This is a genomic window from Lysinibacillus sp. FSL K6-0057, from assembly GCF_038630885.1.
GTDB classification, from domain to species: domain Bacteria; phylum Bacillota; class Bacilli; order Bacillales_A; family Planococcaceae; genus Lysinibacillus; species Lysinibacillus fusiformis_F.
In genome coordinates, this window is the sequence record NZ_CP152047.1 from 2,302,567 (window position 1) to 2,321,192 (window position 18,626).

Sequence of the window (18,626 nt, forward strand, 5' to 3'; positions counted from 1 at the left end):
TATAATAATTTTACACGTAGACATGTTGTATCGATAGACACAGCAAGAGAGAGGTCGTGAAGAAAGTAAGAGTATTATGGTTGACCACACTGAAAATATTATTAGAATTAATCAGAATTATTGTGCTTTTTTTCGTTATTGGATGCGTAATGTGGGGAGGCGTAAGGCTTATTTATACCTCTTTAGGAATAAATATTGATGGTTCTTACGCAGGATGGCTGGGAGGAATCGCGATATATAGTTTATTGTTTGTCCTCTACCGTAATAAACTGCAATTTTCGGGATTTTATGATGGTCCACATCGCCAAAAATTATCCTCTAAAAGCACCACCACTTTGGTTACTGTCTCAGCTTTTCTTTTAATCCTCCCGTTTCTATTGAAGAGCTTTTCATTATAACGGACCGCTATATCAAGCACACAAAAAGATCAGCTACTCAAATGAGTTTGAGACCTGATCTTTTTTATTTAAAGGTGAGAGATTAGCCTTATCAAAATATGAAAACTTTTTATCATTGTTTCATCATATGGGTACCTTTTGGCTTGCTGTTTTCCATTGCAGCATTTGGATTAGAAGTAGTTGCTGGAAATAAAATCCCACTAACATTATCTTTGCCCTTATCAGTGGCGTAATAGGAGCGTTTACTTTTGAAAAAATATATGATTTTCTTTTTATAGAAGCATATAATTTAAGTGTTATTAGTGCGATTATCATTTTTGATATTGCAGGTTTACTCTATGCTTTGATAGAAATTTCTTTTAAGAGAAATATAAAATTTGTTTAAGCTATTTACTTGGAGTGAATTCTTATTTTTTAACAAAGAGGAGAGTCAATATGGAAGTAGTATATTTGGCAGGTGGATGTTTATGGGGTGTACAAGCTTTTATAAAAACGCTGCCTGGCGTTACATTTACAGAAGCAGGAAGAGCTAATGGTACAAGTCATACGCTTGAGGGCGATTATGATGGGTATGCCGAATGTGTGAAAACAGGATTTGATCCGACAGTGGTAACCATCAGGGAATTAATGGGGTATTTATTTGAAATCATTGATCCTTACAGTTTGAATAAACAAGGCCAGGATGTGGGCGAGAAATACAGAACAGGCGTGTATAGTGAAAATCCTGAACATTTAAAGGAGGCGAAGGCATTCCTCAGTGAAAGACATGACGATGACCTGATAGTGGTTGAAGTATTACCTCTTACAAACTATGTAAGAAGCGCAGAAGAACATCAAGATAGACTAGCTAGATGTCCAAATGATTACTGTCATATTCCAAAAGAAATATTAAATAGGTATAAGTAAAAACTTCAAATACACATTTCTACTGCTTTTTATTGGAGACATAAAATCTTGAACGCATTAGGAAGTCTGGGATTTAATCAATTGCAAGGTATTGTAGAATCAGACGAGACCTTCTTTCGTGAATACTCTAAAAGGGCGTAGAGAAATCACTCACAGAAAAGCCAAGAAACGTGGAGAGAAGACAAGACAAGAAAAGAGGTATTTCTAACCTCAAAATCGCTGTTGCTGTAGCACAAGATAGAAACGGCAAGGCAACATGATTGCTCGAAAAGCAGGAACAGGGCGTGTTAGAGCCGAAGAAATCGACACTGTGATAGGTGAGCATATACACCCGTCTGCTTTGTTATGCACAGATACAGCCACTAACTACAAGAAGTTTGCCAAACTCAAGGGACTCTTGCACGAAACGGTTAATGAACGCCAAAAACAGCGTGTGAAGAAAGGGATATACCATATACAACACGTAAATAACTTCCACCATCGCTTAAAGGGATTGATGGAATGTTTTCAAGGTGTGGGAACTGATTATTTAGACAACTACCTCTATTGGTTCCGTTGGCTTGAATTAGGGAAGGATTTAGCATTTGATAAACGTGTTGAACAAATGCTCATTTCAGCGTGTCAAAAATCCAATTACACAACGGTTGAAATGTTCCATAGTGCATAAAGAAAGACCTCTGCTACAAAGAGGTCTATTTAAACATTATGGTTATCTGCTTTTTTAAAACTCATTACTAAAATAAATGCGATGACATACACTGCTGACATTAACAATGAGAAAGTCTCATAATTTATGTCAAATAGGTAGTTCACTCCAAATAATGGTGTCGTGAACATCAAATAAAACGGATATTGAATTGATGCTATCATATCCAAAATGGCGTAACCCATCATAGTGCCTTCAAATATTTTAATGACATAAACAACTAAGCCAGATATGAAACCAAATATTAAAAATACCTTTAAGCCTTTATTAGATTTACCACTATAAGACGCTTTTTTAATGAATATTAGCAAAGCGATAAGAAACAAAGCTGTAGCGAGTAGGTTAAAAATACTCATCGTTGAATCTGGATGTTTCAATGACGGGAATAAATTTGTTGAAAAAGCAATTAGATATGAACATATAAGGAAAATAAACAATTTTAATTTCATTTTATTACCCTCTTCGATATTGATTAAGAAATCTGACTATTAAGTTATATATCTATTTTAACAGAAAATCCCTTTATGGAAAATCTATCTCAAAAAAACAATTTTTGAGAAAACAGCCTAAGTAAAAAAAGATGATTAATGGATAGTTAATTGGTTTAATCATTTTCAACAATCGGGCGAGTTCGTTCAATAGAGATTAAACAGCTTTAAAGAGCCTTACTACAATAAAATGTAGCAGGGCTCTATTAATTTATATCAAAACTTCTCAAATCATTAGAGAAAAAGTAAGTTATACAGTAACTGAAATTAACACAAATTCAAGCCTTCTCCACACCAATTAATTTTCGTTTATATACTATAAATACTATGGTCACACCTTTCTGAATGGGTGTTTCATGCAAGCAATAAAATCTATATTTGAAAGTTGAATAATAAAATCAAATTTATAACGCAATCCATTAATGAGGGGTCGCGTTTTTTATTGTGACTATTTTAATGAATGTCAAATTGAAGAGAATATATAAATAACAATAATAATATAATTAAAAACAATTAAAATTTATTGTTAAACGATAAGTGTTGTGTTAAATTGATATTGTTATTAAATAAGTGAGGTGCTTCCCATGAATGTTAAACGAGTTTCAACAGCTTTCTTAAGGATAGTTATTTTTCTGGCTGGAATTGCAATTCTTGCATTATGTCTATTTTTAGTACCTCCTATGGCTAATTTCGCATCAAGATTGTATCCAACTTTTTCCCTAATGAAATATCTTATTTTCATCGTGATGTATGGAGCGGCTGTGGCTTTTTACTTTGCGCTCTATCAGGCTTTCAATCTTCTACGGTACATTGACAAGAACACAGCGTTCTCGGAATTATCTGAAAGGGCGTTAAAGAACATCAAGTACTGTGCAATTATTATCAGTGGTTTGTATGTATTAGGTATGCCGATGTTCCATTTTATCGCAAAAAATGTTGACCCTCCTATTGGCATAATGGGACTCATCATCATTTTTACTTCGTCGATTATCGCCGCTTTTGCTGCTGTCCTCCAACAGCTTCTACAAGAAGTGATGAATAAAAAGTCAGAAAATGATTTGACGGTCTGAGATGGAGTATATGGCAATTATTAGGAATGTTAATATTAGTTGGTAAGAGGAATGAGTGAAGAATGTCTCAACAATTAAGTCCTCAAAATATTTTTTCCAACATCAATCTCCTTATTGAATGAAAGAGAAAGTCGATTACATTGGAGAATCGGCTTTTTTATATCTCGGAAAATTATAATAGTTTAAGAGCGTGTCACAACCTCATCGTTATGGAACAGTTCAGCAATCGGGTGCAATGGTAGAACAATACGATTAGAACTGGTTAAACTTTGTAATAAAAATTGTATTAATGTTTTTTCAAAACGGATTCTTTTCATTTACCGTAAAACAGAAGGTCACTGGTTGTTTATTGATAAATGATGACATAGTTCTTCCGGAAACCTCACACATTAACCTCAAAAAGTTTGGAGGTTCCAAAATGAAAAACGTCTGTAAAGTATATGTGCTTTTATTTATCGTAGTTTTCTCATTTTCCGCATCTGTATATGCAGAAGAAAATAAAGAAGGAACGCTGGTATACCATGTGAAATATGATTATGATGCCATAAGTAAATTTTTGGGCATGACAATGGCGGAATATGATCAAGAATGGGCGAAAGGTTCTTCGATTGCAGAAATGGCGAAGAAAAAGGGGATTGCCAGAAGAGATGTAGAAGGCTATTTTTATCAATTTCATTATGAAGAAATGCAAAAGTGGCGAAAAAAGGGTGTCATGACAGAAAAGCACTATTTTCATCTTGTCTACAGATTAGCGGATGAAATAGAGGAATTTATTGATCGTAATCCCAACTTACACAAAGATTAGATTTTGGGGCAGCTTCCGCATTTGTATAAAAACATTGTTTATCTCTCAAAATAAGAAAAATTCGATGATCGTGAGGGACTCAAATGGAAAATTTGATGGTAGAAATGAGGTCTAAATTTGCCGATCACGATGATTTTTTCATTGAAGAAGAGCTTATACATCAAACGGTTATCTATCTTATGGGATTTAAAACACTGATTGATTATCCAAAGTCTAACCAATACATTCGGCAAATGGCTAGTTCTGCTGCTTCCGTAGATGAGCTTTTGACAAATCTTAGCGATCGATTGGATGTGGGGAGTGAACAGATGGTCAACGCTGTGTTAGAGGGGAAGCTGATTTTCGTAATACAAAAGGATCAACGAAACGCGATAGTCGATCCAGTTGCCCTTAATTTAACACGAAGTATTGATGAACCGAAAAATGAAAGTCCTATACAAGCATCGATGGATGCATTTGTTGAGGATTTGAATACAAATGTGGGGCTTATTAGAAAAAGACTGAAAACAGACAGGCTATTGCATTGTTCCTTTCAAGTGGGTGAGCTAGAAAAACGCAATTTGTCCATGCTATATATTAATGGAAGAGCACCAAATGATCTGGTCGAAAAAGTTAATCAGCAATTAAAGCAAATTGACACGGATATTGAATCCATTGATGACCTTAATAGGCATTTTGGTTTACGCAAATGGAGCCCTGTAAGTCATTTTTTTCCGACAGAAGTGCCGATTCAGGCCATTCATTCCTTAAAGAAGAATAGAATTGTCCTTTTATTAGATAATTATCCCTTTGCCCTTGTTTTTCCACATCTATTGCTAGATATGTTTAGTATTGTGAATGATCGGAATTTCCCCTATATATTATCCGTTATGCTTCGAGTTCTTCGCGTGGTAGGTGCTGTATTGACGCTTATCCTTCCAGCATTGTATGTCGCATTAGTATCTGTTAATCCTGAGATATTCAAATTCGATCTTGCTTTATTTGTGGCGAAAAGTCGAGAAGGGATTCCTGTACCCGCTTTGCTTGAAACGATCATCATGGTCGTATTAATTGATTTAATACTGGAGGCTATTGTTAGACTTCCTAAAAGTATTGGGCCGACTATTTCCATGGTAGGTGGCGTCATATTAGGTCAAGCCATGGTGGAAGCGAAATTAGTCAGTACGCTCTTAGTGATTGTCATTACGGCTATTGTGATTTCCAGCTCAGTTGTTGCGGGTATTCAAAACTCTCTTTATATACGCTTACTAAAATACCCGATTTTAATTTTAGCATCGATTTTCGGCATTCTTGGTATATTTACTGGTTTAGCGCTTACGGGTATTTATTTAGCAAGTTTAACCTCATTCCATATTCCCTATACGACATTCCATATGAAAAGAGAAGGGGACACGAAGTGACACATCGGTTTCAAATCGCGATTGTTTTCTTTATTATTCATTTAAGCTTTGGCTTTTTACTTTATCCTGAGCTGATCTATAAGTTGACAGATACGGGCCATTGGTTGGTTGTTTTGTGTCAGGGTGTTTTGCAGCTACTATTAATTTTGCTCTATATGAAAGGGTTAAATTATTTTCCGAATGAGGATATTGTAGATATTTATTTAAAAATGGGGAGGCTGATTGCTTTCGTCATCCTTCTTCCATTTGTCCTGAATTTAACGGTACTTGTTGCGCTTAATATCCGTACGTATACAGAGGTGATTAATTCCTTATTTTTGCTACGGACACCTCACTGGCCGATAGCGTTACTGCTTTATTTTATTTCGGCTTATACAGCTACAAAAGGTTTAGGGACAATATTGCGGTCTTCTGTGTTTATTTTTTTCATGATTATTCCCTTTATATTGTTCATCAGTTTTTCTTCCATTGTGAATTTTGATTTTCATAATGGATTCCCTATTAGGGATGCATCGTTTGATTTCTTATTAGATATGGAGTTCTATTATCTCATGGGATTTTCAGCATTTTTATTTTTAGGATTTATGGTCTCTAACAAACCATTGGTATTTCGAGATATTTTGATAGCCTGGTTTTCTGTCATCATCCTTTATTTAGCCTTTGTTTATATTCCGCTTTTTATTTTTGGGCAAGAAACTGTCGTTACCCTGTCCTTACCGTTTGTCATAGCGATGGATTCAGTGGATATTCGGTGGCTTGCATTTAATCGGCAAACGATGTTCTTTGGTATTTCTTCGATTGGCTTTATGCTGATCTTTAATGCGGTCATGCTATGGATGATTAGTCAAATTATGCAGAAATTATTCAGCAAGCTACGCGTAAAATCAGCCCTATGGATTATAATCTTTTCAATTATCGGCTATATTGCAGGTTTATTTATTCCAAATCAAGTTTGGACAAATACGCTGATTTTATGGAATAGAGGGGCGCAGGTTTATTTTATGCTAATTCTCCCGATAACGATTTACATCTATGGCGTTGTGATCAAGAGAAAGGGGACGAGCGATGAAAGAAAATCATCCTTATAAAACATTGATTATATGTATGTTTTTTCTTTTACCCTTTCTTGGTGGGTGCTGGGATGTTAAAGATATAGATAAACGATTATTGCCCTTGGTTATTGGCATTGCGAAGGAAAATGGAGACTATCAAGTGACACTACAAATTCCAATTACACAAAAAGAAAATGAAGTATCGAGGATTGTTACAGGGAAAGCTGAAACGGTATTAAAGGTGTTGGGGCAAGTTCGAACAAACTCTGAAGAAGCGGTGGATTACTCGCATATTGAATTAATTATTATTCAAAGCAACCTAGCAGCTAATCAACAGGAAATGAGGGAGCTGATTGAATTTTTAATGCACTCAGAGGAAATCCCTTCAAGAGCTCTTGTAGCCATTACGGATGATAAAATCGATAAAGTTCTTTCCAACATTAATGATAAATTAGGGGTGAATGCGACCTCCATTTATAATTACTTTAACAAAGGGGCAGGGTGGGCGCCTGAGATAACAAGCGTTCATATTTGGGAAGTATACCGAAGTCTGTACTCCTACACAAAAGATATGATAATTCCAGTTGTACGTGCTGGAAACGATACCGTGTTAGTCTATGAGGGCTCTAGCGTTTTGAAAAATGGTGAATTAATGGCAAAGATTAATCCAGATGAAAGTCAGCTAACTAAGCTATTTCAAAACTTCAATGCAAAGGGGAAAGTAGAAAGCTTTGATTTGGCGAGTATGATGGTGATCAATAGTGCCATTAAAAATAAAGCCTCGTTGAAGAATGGCATACCCACTGTGACAAGTCATTTAACATTAAAAATAGCGATTTTAGAGCGCACAAAAGATGTGTCCAATGAGCAAATTACGAAGGAGCTAACGAAGCTTATCGAAAAACGGTTTTATGATATGTTTGAACAAGCGCAGGCCAATCAAACGGATCTTTTCGGATTTGGTCAACTTTTCCGACAACAGCTTTCCTATCAAGAACTAAAGAGTTGGAGAGAGGACTTTTATCCTCGATTGAAGGTGGATTTTCAGGTACATGTAGGTGTGGATTAGACGAAGGTCACAGAGAAAAAAAGGCAGAAACGTTGCTTGCACAACATTTCTGCCTTTGTTCATTTATTTTTGTGTGATACGCTCGAAAAATTCCACTGTTCTGTTCATATCTGTAACATGTTCATTACATGTTTGATTATCAGCACAAATGTAATTACTGTGGTTGGTAAATGTGCCAACCACCTGCCCTTTAATGGACGTAGTAAATAAGCCAACATCTGCATGGCGATTACAGATAGCGCAAATGCCGCGAACCGTGTTATTGGCAAATAGCCCTTTGATTCCTTTTAGCTGCCCATTTTGCTCAAGGACAACATATTTTCGATGTGTGCCAGCATCATCCCAAGCAAGATAACAAATTTGCTGGAAATCGAGTGCTTCTAGATTTGGTAGCTTGAGCTTCTTTTCCTTTTTAAATAAGGTTTTAAGCGTACTAGCTGTCACTGGCTTGAACGGGATGACATAGGGTTTTAATTGCTCTAAAAATGCCTCACCCTGTGCACGATCTGTGATAGCAAAAAGCTGTTCAATCAGCTTTGTTTCCGCAGCTGATAATGCTAATTTTGTCGTTACCTCCGTATCTACAAGGCCACGTACTGCTAGGATAACGTCTTTATCCTTTGTTGTCGTCAGTGCATGTAAAATTTTATTTAATTGCTGTTCGAGTAAATGATAGTTGGCAACCGTTAAAAACGGCTGAATTGTTTGTTGTTCCATTTGAAATCTCTCCTGTTTCTTAGGCTATTTTTTTACTTTTTGGCCTAAAGAGATCATTCAATTTCTGTTAGTTGTATAACTTAATCTTGACCTCTTTGACCTAAAGAAGTCGTTCTAGAGCATGCATTACAAGTGAATGCGATCATTTCGATCCCTCCTTTAAAGAAAACGTTGATTTATATGGGTTTTATAATAGGTTGAATTAAACAGGTGACCAATTTACATTAATTTGTTAAACATCTTCAAGTCAGTCAAGTGACCATAAGTATCTATAGATATAGTAACATGTGATGGCCCTAATTGCTCTTGAATTGTTTTGAAATTTAATCCATTTACAATGGCCTAAGATGCGAAGGACATGCAAATTTATCTCTTTCAAATCGTTTAATTTAACAAATCTTGACCATTCCCTGGACATTGAAAACAGGGTAGCCGAAATTGTTTGTATATAATAAGTTCCATCTTCAGTATATGCAGGACACTATTCATTTTTCTTTTGTTTTGCTGATTTTTGTAGGGTGTATCGCGTATGCTTTTATTTCACACATAAATAAATCGGGTACGACGATAGTGCGCGTTTTTTTATGAGAACATTTTAGTTTTGTCATCAAAGTGCAATTGTTTATTATTATAAAATTTATTATGCTCATAATCTATGGAATTGTGCGTTAGTCCTGCGATTGAAGAGCATCTTAAGAAAAAAATTAGGATTGTTTGCTTAATTTTAATGAACTAATTATTTTTCTACCATAAGAAAGAATAAAGTAAATAAGTGTAACATCTAGAAAGAAATTAAGTATATGAAAGTGAATTTGAGTAATACCAATTTTGGTAAATAAAGAAAATGCGGATGATAACTCATTTTCACCGATGTAACTTATAAATTGAAAAGGGGCTCCAAATTTGTTAGAACCATAGGATACAAAGAAAATGGACAACAAAGTCACTATAATGCTAATCCATAATAATCCCTTTTTGTTTGTCACTTGCATTAAATCATCTCCTTCTTGTAGGTTAACTACCCAATATAATTATTATATCGTAATAAATGAAATATGGTAATATTTCGGGGATTTATAATAGAATATTATCTAGAATGGTAATAGATATAAGTAAAAAATAGAATATTTCACATTACAAAAAGCCACTATGTATTTATTTTCTGAATTGTTAGATAGGTAAAAAATTGGTATAATGGACTGAATTGGTTAATGGAGGGGGATTTATTATGAAACAGATGACTGCACGTAAAATAATGAATGCTTGGAGAATTTATACATTGTAGGAGGCACTATGCTATTAAATAAACAAGGTTTTGATTTATGGGCCGATGGATATGATCAAACGGTTCAACACAGTGAGGAAAGTAATCAATATCCATTTGCAGGCTATAAAGCGATTTTAAATAAAATTTTCAATGAAGTGATGGCTGTTCCCGCTTCTACGGTTTTAGATATTGGCTTTGGGACAGGGGTATTAACGGCAAAGCTTTATGAACATGGGCACGCGATTTATGGCTTTGATTTTTCATCGAACATGATTGCCATTGCGAAGGAAAAAATGCCAGAGGCTCACTTAATGGAGTGGGATTTAACGAATGGCTTGCCACAGGAGCTATTACAGCAGCCCTATGATGCGATTATTAGTACGTATGCGCTACATCATTTTACAGATGAGCAAAAGGCTGTGTATATCACGCAATTATTACAGCACCTAAAGCCGAATGGACAGCTATTAATTGGCGATGTTGCTTTTTCTACAAGAGAGCAGCTGGAGCAATGCCGTCAAAATAGCAAGGGGTACTGGGATGAGGATGAATTTTACTTTGTCCACGAGGAGCTAAAAAACACCTTACAGGAAATTTGTCAATTAGCATTTTACCCAATATCGCATTGTGGTGGGGTTTTTGTGATAAGTAGGAAGCGTATAAATGCTGATTAGAGACGCCCTATATGGGGAATTCGAAATAGATGGTGTGTTAGAGGAACTGATTTTAAGTAAGCCCGTTCAACGCTTAAAAGAAATTCATCAGGCGGGAGCAGGCTTTCTAGTAAATAGCCGGTGGACTATTACAAGATTTGAGCATTCGATAGGCGTCATGCTGCTTATTCGACAGTTTGGCGGGTCACTGGAGGAGCAGGTGGCAGGCTTATTGCATGATGTGTCCCATACCGCTTTTTCCCATGTTGTGGATGTGGTCCTGGAGAATGAGGCGGAAGATTATCATGAAGAGCTATTCATGGATGTTATCAAACAGTCTTCTATACCTGCGATTCTTGAAAAATATGGCTACGAGGAAGAGAACATTTTACTTGATCCATCAAGGTGGTCGTTACTTGAACAACCTGCTCCGGCATTGTGTGCGGATCGCATAGATTATACATTAAGAGATATGTATTTTTATGGCCACGCTGCCATAGAAGATATTCAAAAATTTTTACAAGACTTATTTGTTTTTTAGGGGAAACTATGTGTTCAAACGATTGAGCGTGCAGAATGGTTTGTGAAAATTTATTATCAGGAAGTGTTGGATTTTTTCTTGCACCCTTTAAATGTTTATGCGACTAGTACGTTAGCGGATGTGTTAAAGCTAGCACTCGAAAAACAAATTCTAACACTGAATGATTTCCAAAAGACTGATCTTGAACTACTGGGGCAAATGAGGGCTACACATGATCAGGACGTTCTAGCTCTTTTACAACAATTACATGAACATGTAGAGGTAAGAGAGGAGCAAGAGAACCATGACATTCATTTTCGGAATAAAGTGCGACTCATCGATCCAGCTGTCTATCATCAACAGCGACTATGGAAGGCGAGCGATCTATCTGACAAAGTCAAAACAATGAATGCCTATGCGATGGAACGGTTTGAGCAAGGTGTTTACGTGAAAATGATCAAAAGATAGGTAATCAATGAGGAGCTGTCAAAAGGCAGCTCCTTTTCTTTAGGCAAACATCGACAAAATATATTTACCAGAAAGCATAAATACAGCATAGACTGCAAGCGCACTCATAACGGAAATGCCTGGTTTAAACCAGCTTGTTAGGAGGAATGCGAGCACAGTAAATAACAGCATGCCAACCGCTCCAAATACCGTGTTTTGTAGGACGGTATGAAAGGTATCTTCTTTCATATTTTTCATTTGCATGCCCATATTAATGAGCGTCAAAATCGGTAAGGCCGTAATGATACCTGACAAAAATAAATATTTCGATTGGCTGAGTAGCAGCGCTAGCACCATGATCGTGCCACCTACTAAAAAATAGAGAAAGTATAACATAGGATGCCCTCAATTAAATTCAGAATAGAGTCATAATACTGTAGAAAGGAAGTGCCCACAAGTACCTCTTGATAATAGTTAGCAAGATGCGCAGAAAGATAGCTGTTTATGAAAAATAGATAGAAGATTTGTGAAGGGGTGAGTAGTGATGTCCATACTATCCTTTATGCTTTTATATGTAGTAGGCATACCATTCTCCACGCTGTTGCATGAAATCGGCCATGCGTTAGGCGTTATAGTATGTTCAAAGGAACGAGTCCATGTTTATTTAGGTGCAAAAAATCTTCCTGAAAACGGTCGTATAGGTCGCATGCATTTCCATATTCGATGGGGATTTTTTGGCTATTGTACGCTACAAAAGGGGAGTAGCTTAAGACGCAAGCAAATGCTCGGATTTATGGCGGGTGGTCCTATTATGACTTTATTGCTGTTGCTTATTGCCAGCTATCTAGCCCGTTATTTTGCTGCTTATGCAGGGATACACTATTTTTTCAATGGGCTTTTTTATTTGAATACCTTTCAATTTCTTGCGACGGCAATCCCGCTAATCTATCCAAACTGGTATAAGCCTTATGCAGGATTACCCTCGGATGGCTATCAAATACTCAGGTTACTGAAGAGAAATATCTGAAAATATAAACTTTAACGAGGGAACTTTTAATATATCGTAAAATACGATATAATCGCATAGATCGATATATTAAAGGAGTTAATACGATGATTAAAGAGATAAATGACTATTTTACAACGATATTCTATCATCTACATACAACACATGAAGATGTTATTTCCCATCAGAGCGTGCGTATTTTGCAAATGATTCAAAAGGAAGCGGAAGTGACGGTGCGTGATATTGCGGGGTTACTAAACATTTCTCCTAATACGGCGTCTGAGCATGTGAAAAAGCTAGAGCGTCACGGCTGGGTGATGAAGGAGCGTGCAAGTGATGACCAGCGTAAGGTCATGTTGCATTTGACAGCAGAGGGGCTACAAGTGCTGAAGAAAAACTCCGAGCTAGATGATGATAAGCTACAGCATGCACTTAATCAGCTAACTGAACAGGAACAGCAAGCCATTCTACAGGCATTTCGACGTCTAAGTGAGGTGGCAAAATAATGTATACATTCTTTAAAATTTTGAGTTCAGCTGCCATCATTGGCGTTGTGACGGAGGTAGCACGAAGATTTCCTACCTATGGGGGCATTATTGCAGCGTTGCCATTGGTGAGTATTTTAAGTATTATTTGGCTGACGGTGCAAAGTGAGTCGAGTGAGCATATTCAGCGCTTTACAGCGGGCGTTATCGTTGGCTTGCCAGCAACAATGTGTATGCTATTTGTGATTTACATGGCGATGAAATCCTCCATGCATATTGTACTAGCTATTGGTCTTGGTGTGCTGTCTTGGGCTGTATTTTTAGGCATACAAAAAGCGATTGCAGGGGTTTTTCATATTTCTATTTAACAAGGAGTTTATAAAATGACGATTATTGCCATACATCAAGTACCAAACCAACATGTTCGCCAGTTTTTTCAGGAACATTGGGGTTCAACGGAGATGGTCATTTCCAGTGGTATTTATGACTGTAGTGAATTAGCGGGCTTTGCTTTTATGAATGAGCAACAGACGATGATCGGTTTAATCACCTATATCGTGCGGGAAGAGGACTGTGAAATCATTTCGTTAGATAGTACGGTTGAGGGGAAAGGCATCGGTTCAGCTCTTGTGAAAGCGGTAGAACAAGCAGCAATGGAGCAGGGCTGTACAAGCATTTCACTCATTACAACAAACGATAATTTGCATGCATTGAAATTCTATCAAAAACGTGGCTATTGTTTAATCGAAATACTGCGTAATGCAGTTGAAAAAGCAAGAGCCTATAAGCCTTCTATCCCACTTATTGGTGATGACGGTATTCCAATACGAGATGAAATACGTTTACAAAAACAACTTGACTGTCAATAAGTCAGGTTGTTTTTTGTTATACTGTTGGGAGGAAAGAGAGGGAAAGTATGAAAAAAATACTATTTATTTTAGTACTGAGTGTGCTTGTGGTCGGAGCAATCTTTATGATTTATCTCAAAAGCAATCCACCACTGGTCATGCAAAGCTTCACCACTAAACAAGGCAATGAAGCAGTCAAAATCATTGCACTTGAAAATACAGGGCTGCGTGAAATTAAGCTGAAGCAAATACTGGTGAATGATCAGCTTCCTGATAGCGCAAAGCTTGTAATTAGTAAGTCAGAACCTTTTGAGGCAGAAACAAAGCTAGAGGGAAATAGTGATATTTCTTTTCATAAATTTTCACAGCGAACCATTTTGCCTCATAAATACATAGACCAACAGGCCATTGGCAAGCAGCCACAGCACTACGCTGTTCAAGTTCAAGCAGCTGCTATCAAGAAAGTAACGATTCACTATGAGTATTTAAAAATACCTTTTACGCTAATTGCTGAGCTTCAAGCCAACAAATAAATCAAATTTTGTCTTATCCTTTATGGCTGTGTCAATTCCTAAGATTGTTTGGTGAAAAACTCCTATCCCTCCTAAGTCATGGTAATATTGTAGTAACAGCAATTGTGATACTAGGAGGGACCTAATGGCATTTATCATCTTGGGTATAGTACTATTTATCTGTGTTATCACTGTGGCTTTAGTGTTTATCAAAAAACTTTCGAAAAACGATATTATGCTTGAAGTGACAGCCACCTGTGAAGGGAAAAATGAAGACAATCAAGCGATTATGAAAATATATTTTACGTATTCCATTGGACGGCTTGCCAAAAGGAAACGAGAGATGATAGGCAGTATTGAATGGTCTGAAGGATGGATGCCTGTCAGCTATAATCTAAAAGAACATGGCGTGTATCATGATGAAAGAATTCTGTATGCGACGAATGAGCAAACGTATTCCACCTTTGAAATCAATGCGGCGAATGCCATTGATGAGCAAGGGCGAGGAGAGGGCTATGTGGTCCTTGTATTGGAAGAGCCAAATGCCTCTCATATGTCTAGAGCCGGTGTTATTCTCGCTGTTACAGCCAATATGGTTACATATCAATTATCAGACTCAACTAGCTGGCACAATGATGCGGTGACGAATTAGCTATCCAATGTATTGGGTAGCTTTTTTGGTATTTACAAGTAAAAATAGGCTGTTTATGGAACCAATTGGGGAAAATAACGTATAGAAAGAAGAAGGACTTGCAGGATGGAGGAGGATATAGATGTCCGAACAACAAAGCAAATACAATGATTCAAGGCTTATTCTAATAGATGAGCAAATATGTGCACTTTTAAAGCAACGAAAAGCGCAATCTAGTCATACTTCAGGCTTTCCATCGGATGACACCATTTCGGAATGGGCACAGCGATATGGTTTCGATGACACTTATTTAGCGATGTTTTTCCAGTTGATGAAATCAGAAAAATACTATACACCAAAGGTAGAACCAACAGGCTTCCGTCACTATATCCCTGTGTTGAAAACGGTAGAAAAGAAAGAGCGTTTGTATACGGTTTCCTATATTCGTCAATATGACAATGCAAGTGTGGTGCAATTATTAATCGATTGGGATGAGCAGCAAGAACCACAGCTAACGATTCAGCAAAAATTAGAACGAAATCATTTGGGTTTATTCATCGATGCGTCCTATGAATGCCGTAGTAAAGGTACAAGTGGCACAAATGGACATGAAAGCAGTACGTATGTTGTGACACCACCCTTGCCAGATGATATAAGGGGACTTCATTTTGTTTTTACAGAATACGAAGATGTCTTTGAAGAAAAGCCTACAGGATGGGCTGTCACCATACAAGGTTAGGGGGAATGTTCAATGAAAAAATGGATTTTTCCGATGGTACTCGTCATCCTATTAACGGCCTGTCAAAGTGCTGAGCAGGAGATTCACTATATCGCCAAAAGTGAACATTGGAAAGCCATCTATCATAGTAATGGGGATGAGGGATTGCGCTTATTTTATCTCGGCGATCACAATGATTTGGGACCTTTACAAATCACGATCGAAGGGGCAAAGGAATCCCAAACATTGGATGATGCGCAGTTAACTAAAGAGGGGTATTATTCATTCACAAGAAAAGAAAGCGAGAAAATTTTTAAACGAGATGCGAAGCCAAAGATTCAGATGAAATGGCAATCTGAGAGTGAGGCTTTAGATGTGAAAAATCATTAGGAGATAATAATAATATGCGAATTGAGCAGCGTGGGGATGTAGTGATCATTGATGGACTAGAGATCAGCGGAGCAATTCAAAAAAAGCAACAATGTCCTGCTTGTCAAAGTTCCATAATCTATGATGACTCATTCGATAGTTATTTTTGTGCGATATGTAATGAATGGCAGGAGGAGGCATGTGATGACCCGAATTGTCACTACTGTGTACAACGTCCAGAACGCCCATTGCCAGTCCATCGCTAAATTTTTTTAGTGTTTGACAAAGAATCCACTATTCGTTATAGTAATTAACAATTTCATACAAAAATGAAATGGGCAATGAAAAGGACAAGAGATTCGATGAAGCATTTTTAGAGAGGGAGGCCTTGGCTGCAAGCTTCCTAATGTCGTAATCCCATCTTACTACCTTGGAGCCGTGCTTGGAAACTTGCACCGTTTTTGCGACGTTACAGCAAAATCAATGAGCCACTAGCACGTAAACTAGTGGGAATTTGGGTGGAACCACGGGTAATCAACACATACTCGTCCCTTCTTAGGGGCGGATATGTGTTTTTTTTATCTACACAATTATGCCGAGGTGTAATTGATTTTATTACTAAAAAAGGAGTAGAGAACATGTCAAATCAACGTATTCACATTCAATTTCCAGATGGTCAACAGCAAGCATTTACAAAAGGTGTGACACTAACCGATATTGCACAAGCGATTCGTCCAGAACTTCGCAAAAAGGCAGTTGCAGGGAGTGTTAACGGAACCATCATTGATTTGACGCGCCCGATTATGGAAGATGCTCAAATTACATTGTACGATGCAAGCTCAAAGGAAGGGATCGAGGTCATTCGCCATTCTACAGCCCATTTATTGGCTCAGGCAATTAAACGACTTTATCCTCATGCACAATTTGGAGTAGGACCAGTCATTGAAAATGGCTTTTATTATGATATCGATATTGCAGATACACTGACACCGAGTGATTTGCAGCAAATAGAAAAGAAAATGAAACAAATTGCGCAGGAAAATATACCGGTTCATAGACACGAGGTTTCACGTGAAGAAGCGAAGCAATTATTCGCCCATGATGCGTTAAAGCTCGAGCTGTTGGAGGCAATTCCTGCAGATGAGCTAGTTACGATTTATGAGCAGGGAGAGTTTTACGATTTATGTCGTGGTCCACATGTACCGTCTACAGGCAAGTTACAGCATTTTAAATTAATGCATGTATCGGGCGCATACTGGCGAGGTGATAGCAATAACCAAATGCTTCAGCGTATTTATGGCGTTGCCTTTGCCACAAAAGAAGAACTGCATGATCATTTTGTCTTTTTGGAGGAAGCGGAAAAGCGGAATCATCGCAAACTAGGTAAAGAGCTATCGTTATTTATGTTTTCGGAGGAAGCACCTGGCATGCCATTCTATTTAGCCAACGGTCAAATTATACGCAATGAACTGGAATCGTATTTGCGCCATTTACAAGCAAAATTTGACTATAGGGAAGTACGAACACCATTGATGATGAACCAACGACTATGGGAGCAGTCGGGTCACTGGGATCATTATAAGGACAATATGTATTTCACACAGGTAGATGACCAAAGCTTTGCCTTAAAGCCCATGAACTGCCCTGGACATATGCTGATTTTTAAAAATGCCCTCCACTCTTATCGGGATTTACCGATTCGTATGGCAGAATTCGGGCAAGTGCACCGACATGAATTTAGTGGCGCCTTGAATGGTCTATTACGTGTACGGACATTCTGTCAGGATGATGCCCATATTTTTGCAACACCACAACAAATTGAGGATGAAATTGCGCTTGCATTAAATATTATTGATGAAGTGTACAATGTCTTTGGATTTGCGTATACGATTGAATTATCGACACGACCAGATGATTATATGGGTGATTTGGCATTGTGGAATCAAGCGGAGGCGGCACTGGAAAATGTCCTCAAGAATTTAGGCATTGCCTATACAATTAATGCAGGGGATGGGGCTTTCTATGGACCGAAAATTGACATCCATATTAAAGATGCGATTCAGCGCAGTCATCAATGTGCAACGGTTCAGCTTGATTTCCAGCTACCAGAGAAATTTGATTTAACGTATATTAATGAACACAACGAAAAGGTGAGACCGGTTGTCATCCATCGTGCAGTGTTTGGCTCGATTGATCGCTTCTTAGGTATTTTAATCGAGCATTTTGGCGGAGCATTCCCAACTTGGCTTGCACCACAGCAAGTGCAAGTCATTGGTGTAGCAGAGGCACACCAAGGCTATGCCAAGCAGGTAGTAGAAGCCTTACAACAGGCAGGAATCCGTGTGCAATTAGATGAGCGCCAAGAAAAGCTCGGTAAAAAGATACGTGAAGCCCAATTGCAAAAAATACCGTATATTTTAGTCATTGGGGATCGGGAGGTAGCGAACCAAAGTGTAGCTGTTCGCAGACATGGTCAGCAAGATTCCACTGATAAGTCACTACAGCAATTAATAGAAGAAGTAACAGCAGCCATTCAACAAAAAAGTTTAGCTTAAGCCA

22 protein-coding genes and 2 pseudogenes are annotated in these 18,626 nt (G+C 37.6%); 20 read left to right on the plus strand and 4 right to left on the minus strand.

Translation table 11 applies throughout. The features are described 5' to 3' along the window. The first annotated feature begins 56 nt into the window (after positions 1–56). The 3 genes and pseudogenes from MHB40_RS11220 to MHB40_RS11230 all read left to right on the plus strand — a co-directional run. Positions 57–398 (plus strand): hypothetical protein, encoded by a 342-nt coding sequence (locus MHB40_RS11220; RefSeq protein WP_342534614.1) that lies wholly within the window; start codon positions 57–59, stop codon positions 396–398. Between the two features lie 435 nt (positions 399–833). Further along, the gene (locus MHB40_RS11225; RefSeq protein WP_333719877.1) at positions 834–1,304 is read left to right on the plus strand and encodes a peptide-methionine (S)-S-oxide reductase; all 471 of its coding nucleotides are present in this window, start codon (positions 834–836) and stop codon (positions 1,302–1,304) included. Continuing rightward, a pseudogene (locus MHB40_RS11230) lies at positions 1,305–1,971 on the plus strand (IS1595 family transposase); the annotation flags it as partial. It lies immediately after the preceding gene. 29 nt (positions 1,972–2,000) lie between these two features. Here the strand turns inward: MHB40_RS11230 and MHB40_RS11235 are convergent. Next, complete coding sequence (locus MHB40_RS11235) at positions 2,001–2,459, minus strand: hypothetical protein (protein WP_342443522.1); 459 nt, start codon at positions 2,457–2,459, stop codon at positions 2,001–2,003. A gap of 623 nt (positions 2,460–3,082) precedes the next feature. On the opposite strand from MHB40_RS11235, the gene MHB40_RS11240 reads away from it, so the two are divergent. Continuing rightward, positions 3,083–3,568 carry a DUF2975 domain-containing protein gene (locus tag MHB40_RS11240; RefSeq protein WP_342534615.1) on the plus strand — a complete coding sequence of 162 codons (486 nt, stop codon included), beginning with the start codon at positions 3,083–3,085 and terminating at the stop codon, positions 3,566–3,568. 182 nt (positions 3,569–3,750) lie between these two features. On the opposite strand, the gene MHB40_RS11245 is transcribed toward MHB40_RS11240, so the two are convergent. Continuing rightward, positions 3,751–3,885, minus strand: coding sequence for a hypothetical protein (locus MHB40_RS11245; protein WP_342534616.1), 135 nt, complete (start codon positions 3,883–3,885; stop codon positions 3,751–3,753). A 101-nt stretch (positions 3,886–3,986) separates the two neighbouring features. Here MHB40_RS11245 and MHB40_RS11250 point away from each other — a divergent pair, with 101 nt between their 5' ends. The 4 genes from MHB40_RS11250 (at position 3,987) to MHB40_RS11265 (ending at position 7,894) form a co-directional block, all read left to right on the plus strand. Beyond that, positions 3,987–4,373 (plus strand): hypothetical protein, encoded by a 387-nt coding sequence (locus MHB40_RS11250; RefSeq protein ID WP_342534617.1) that lies wholly within the window; start codon positions 3,987–3,989, stop codon positions 4,371–4,373. An 83-nt stretch (positions 4,374–4,456) separates the two neighbouring features. Continuing rightward, complete coding sequence (locus MHB40_RS11255) at positions 4,457–5,773, plus strand: spore germination protein (protein ID WP_342534618.1); 1,317 nt, start codon at positions 4,457–4,459, stop codon at positions 5,771–5,773. Beyond that, on the plus strand, positions 5,770–6,861 hold the full coding sequence (locus MHB40_RS11260) for a GerAB/ArcD/ProY family transporter (protein WP_342534619.1): 1,092 nt from the start codon (positions 5,770–5,772) through the stop codon (positions 6,859–6,861). The genes MHB40_RS11255 and MHB40_RS11260 overlap by 4 nt, the downstream gene beginning before the upstream one ends. Then, positions 6,839–7,894, plus strand: coding sequence for a Ger(x)C family spore germination protein (locus MHB40_RS11265; RefSeq protein ID WP_342534620.1), 1,056 nt, complete (start codon positions 6,839–6,841; stop codon positions 7,892–7,894). The genes MHB40_RS11260 and MHB40_RS11265 overlap by 23 nt, the downstream gene beginning before the upstream one ends. A 63-nt stretch (positions 7,895–7,957) precedes the next feature. Here the strand turns inward: MHB40_RS11265 and MHB40_RS11270 are convergent, their stop codons facing one another. Further along, positions 7,958–8,611, minus strand: coding sequence for a FusB/FusC family EF-G-binding protein (locus MHB40_RS11270; RefSeq protein ID WP_342534621.1), 654 nt, complete (start codon positions 8,609–8,611; stop codon positions 7,958–7,960). A 1,293-nt stretch (positions 8,612–9,904) separates the two neighbouring features. On the opposite strand from MHB40_RS11270, the gene MHB40_RS11275 reads away from it, so the two are divergent. Both MHB40_RS11275 and MHB40_RS11280 read left to right on the plus strand, forming a co-directional pair. Next, on the plus strand, positions 9,905–10,552 hold the full coding sequence (locus tag MHB40_RS11275; RefSeq protein WP_342534622.1) for a class I SAM-dependent methyltransferase: 648 nt from the start codon (positions 9,905–9,907) through the stop codon (positions 10,550–10,552). Next, a pseudogene (locus MHB40_RS11280) lies at positions 10,542–11,519 on the plus strand (HD domain-containing protein). The gene MHB40_RS11275 and the pseudogene MHB40_RS11280 overlap by 11 nt, the downstream one beginning before the upstream one ends. 39 nt (positions 11,520–11,558) lie before the next feature. Here the strand turns inward: MHB40_RS11280 and MHB40_RS11285 are convergent. Further along, positions 11,559–11,894: a hypothetical protein gene (locus tag MHB40_RS11285; RefSeq protein ID WP_036080739.1), complete on the minus strand. Its 336-nt coding sequence runs from the start codon at positions 11,892–11,894 to the stop codon at positions 11,559–11,561. 148 nt (positions 11,895–12,042) lie between these two features. Between MHB40_RS11285 and MHB40_RS11290 the strand changes: the two genes are divergently transcribed. The 10 genes from MHB40_RS11290 (at position 12,043) to thrS (ending at position 18,622) form a co-directional block, all read left to right on the plus strand. Beyond that, entirely contained in the window at positions 12,043–12,525 is a 483-nt protein-coding gene (locus MHB40_RS11290) for a hypothetical protein (protein WP_342534623.1), read from the plus strand. An 86-nt stretch (positions 12,526–12,611) separates the two neighbouring features. Beyond that, a complete protein-coding gene (locus tag MHB40_RS11295; RefSeq protein ID WP_205443259.1) occupies positions 12,612–13,010 on the plus strand; it encodes a MarR family winged helix-turn-helix transcriptional regulator in 399 nt (132 codons plus the stop codon). After that, positions 13,010–13,357, plus strand: a complete 348-nt coding sequence (locus MHB40_RS11300) for a DUF3147 family protein (RefSeq protein WP_342534624.1) — start codon at positions 13,010–13,012, stop codon at positions 13,355–13,357. Before MHB40_RS11295 ends, MHB40_RS11300 begins: the two co-directional genes overlap by 1 nt. Before the next feature lie 15 nt (positions 13,358–13,372). After that, on the plus strand, positions 13,373–13,858 hold the full coding sequence (locus MHB40_RS11305; RefSeq protein WP_342534625.1) for a GNAT family N-acetyltransferase: 486 nt from the start codon (positions 13,373–13,375) through the stop codon (positions 13,856–13,858). 47 nt (positions 13,859–13,905) lie between these two features. Beyond that, the gene (locus MHB40_RS11310; RefSeq protein WP_342443533.1) at positions 13,906–14,370 is read left to right on the plus strand and encodes a hypothetical protein; all 465 of its coding nucleotides are present in this window, start codon (positions 13,906–13,908) and stop codon (positions 14,368–14,370) included. A gap of 124 nt (positions 14,371–14,494) precedes the next feature. Next, positions 14,495–15,001: a hypothetical protein gene (locus tag MHB40_RS11315; RefSeq protein WP_342534626.1), complete on the plus strand. Its 507-nt coding sequence runs from the start codon at positions 14,495–14,497 to the stop codon at positions 14,999–15,001. A 121-nt stretch (positions 15,002–15,122) separates the two neighbouring features. Then, a complete protein-coding gene (locus MHB40_RS11320; RefSeq protein ID WP_342443535.1) occupies positions 15,123–15,719 on the plus strand; it encodes a hypothetical protein in 597 nt (198 codons plus the stop codon). Between the two features lie 12 nt (positions 15,720–15,731). Further along, positions 15,732–16,088, plus strand: coding sequence for a hypothetical protein (locus tag MHB40_RS11325; RefSeq protein ID WP_342443536.1), 357 nt, complete (start codon positions 15,732–15,734; stop codon positions 16,086–16,088). Between the two features lie 14 nt (positions 16,089–16,102). After that, the gene (locus MHB40_RS11330) at positions 16,103–16,333 is read left to right on the plus strand and encodes a hypothetical protein (protein WP_342443537.1); all 231 of its coding nucleotides are present in this window, start codon (positions 16,103–16,105) and stop codon (positions 16,331–16,333) included. Positions 16,334–16,705: 372 nt separating this feature from the next. Further along, positions 16,706–18,622: a threonine--tRNA ligase gene (gene thrS / locus MHB40_RS11335; protein ID WP_342443538.1), complete on the plus strand. Its 1,917-nt coding sequence runs from the start codon at positions 16,706–16,708 to the stop codon at positions 18,620–18,622. The last annotated feature ends 4 nt before the right edge of the window (positions 18,623–18,626 follow it).

Bases quoted from the DNA above. Each gene is read 5' to 3' on its own strand.
- MHB40_RS11275 (WP_342534622.1), top strand. From the start codon at position 9,905: ATGCTATTAAATAAACAAGGTTTTGATTTATGGGCCGATGGATATGAT.
- thrS (WP_342443538.1), top strand. From the start codon at position 16,706: ATGTCAAATCAACGTATTCACATTCAATTTCCAGATGGTCAACAGCAA.
- MHB40_RS11250 (WP_342534617.1), top strand. From the start codon at position 3,987: ATGAAAAACGTCTGTAAAGTATATGTGCTTTTATTTATCGTAGTTTTC.
- MHB40_RS11300 (WP_342534624.1), top strand. From the start codon at position 13,010: ATGTATACATTCTTTAAAATTTTGAGTTCAGCTGCCATCATTGGCGTT.
- MHB40_RS11225 (WP_333719877.1), top strand. From the start codon at position 834: ATGGAAGTAGTATATTTGGCAGGTGGATGTTTATGGGGTGTACAAGCT.
- MHB40_RS11295 (WP_205443259.1), top strand. From the start codon at position 12,612: ATGATTAAAGAGATAAATGACTATTTTACAACGATATTCTATCATCTA.
- MHB40_RS11285 (WP_036080739.1), bottom strand. From the start codon at position 11,894: ATGTTATACTTTCTCTATTTTTTAGTAGGTGGCACGATCATGGTGCTA.
- MHB40_RS11290 (WP_342534623.1), top strand. From the start codon at position 12,043: ATGTCCATACTATCCTTTATGCTTTTATATGTAGTAGGCATACCATTC.
- MHB40_RS11245 (WP_342534616.1), bottom strand. From the start codon at position 3,885: ATGAAAAGAATCCGTTTTGAAAAAACATTAATACAATTTTTATTACAA.
- MHB40_RS11320 (WP_342443535.1), top strand. From the start codon at position 15,123: ATGTCCGAACAACAAAGCAAATACAATGATTCAAGGCTTATTCTAATA.
- MHB40_RS11315 (WP_342534626.1), top strand. From the start codon at position 14,495: ATGGCATTTATCATCTTGGGTATAGTACTATTTATCTGTGTTATCACT.
- MHB40_RS11305 (WP_342534625.1), top strand. From the start codon at position 13,373: ATGACGATTATTGCCATACATCAAGTACCAAACCAACATGTTCGCCAG.
- MHB40_RS11330 (WP_342443537.1), top strand. From the start codon at position 16,103: ATGCGAATTGAGCAGCGTGGGGATGTAGTGATCATTGATGGACTAGAG.
- MHB40_RS11270 (WP_342534621.1), bottom strand. From the start codon at position 8,611: ATGGAACAACAAACAATTCAGCCGTTTTTAACGGTTGCCAACTATCAT.
- MHB40_RS11240 (WP_342534615.1), top strand. From the start codon at position 3,083: ATGAATGTTAAACGAGTTTCAACAGCTTTCTTAAGGATAGTTATTTTT.
- MHB40_RS11310 (WP_342443533.1), top strand. From the start codon at position 13,906: ATGAAAAAAATACTATTTATTTTAGTACTGAGTGTGCTTGTGGTCGGA.
- MHB40_RS11235 (WP_342443522.1), bottom strand. From the start codon at position 2,459: ATGAAATTAAAATTGTTTATTTTCCTTATATGTTCATATCTAATTGCT.
- MHB40_RS11325 (WP_342443536.1), top strand. From the start codon at position 15,732: ATGAAAAAATGGATTTTTCCGATGGTACTCGTCATCCTATTAACGGCC.
- MHB40_RS11265 (WP_342534620.1), top strand. From the start codon at position 6,839: ATGAAAGAAAATCATCCTTATAAAACATTGATTATATGTATGTTTTTT.
- MHB40_RS11255 (WP_342534618.1), top strand. From the start codon at position 4,457: ATGGAAAATTTGATGGTAGAAATGAGGTCTAAATTTGCCGATCACGAT.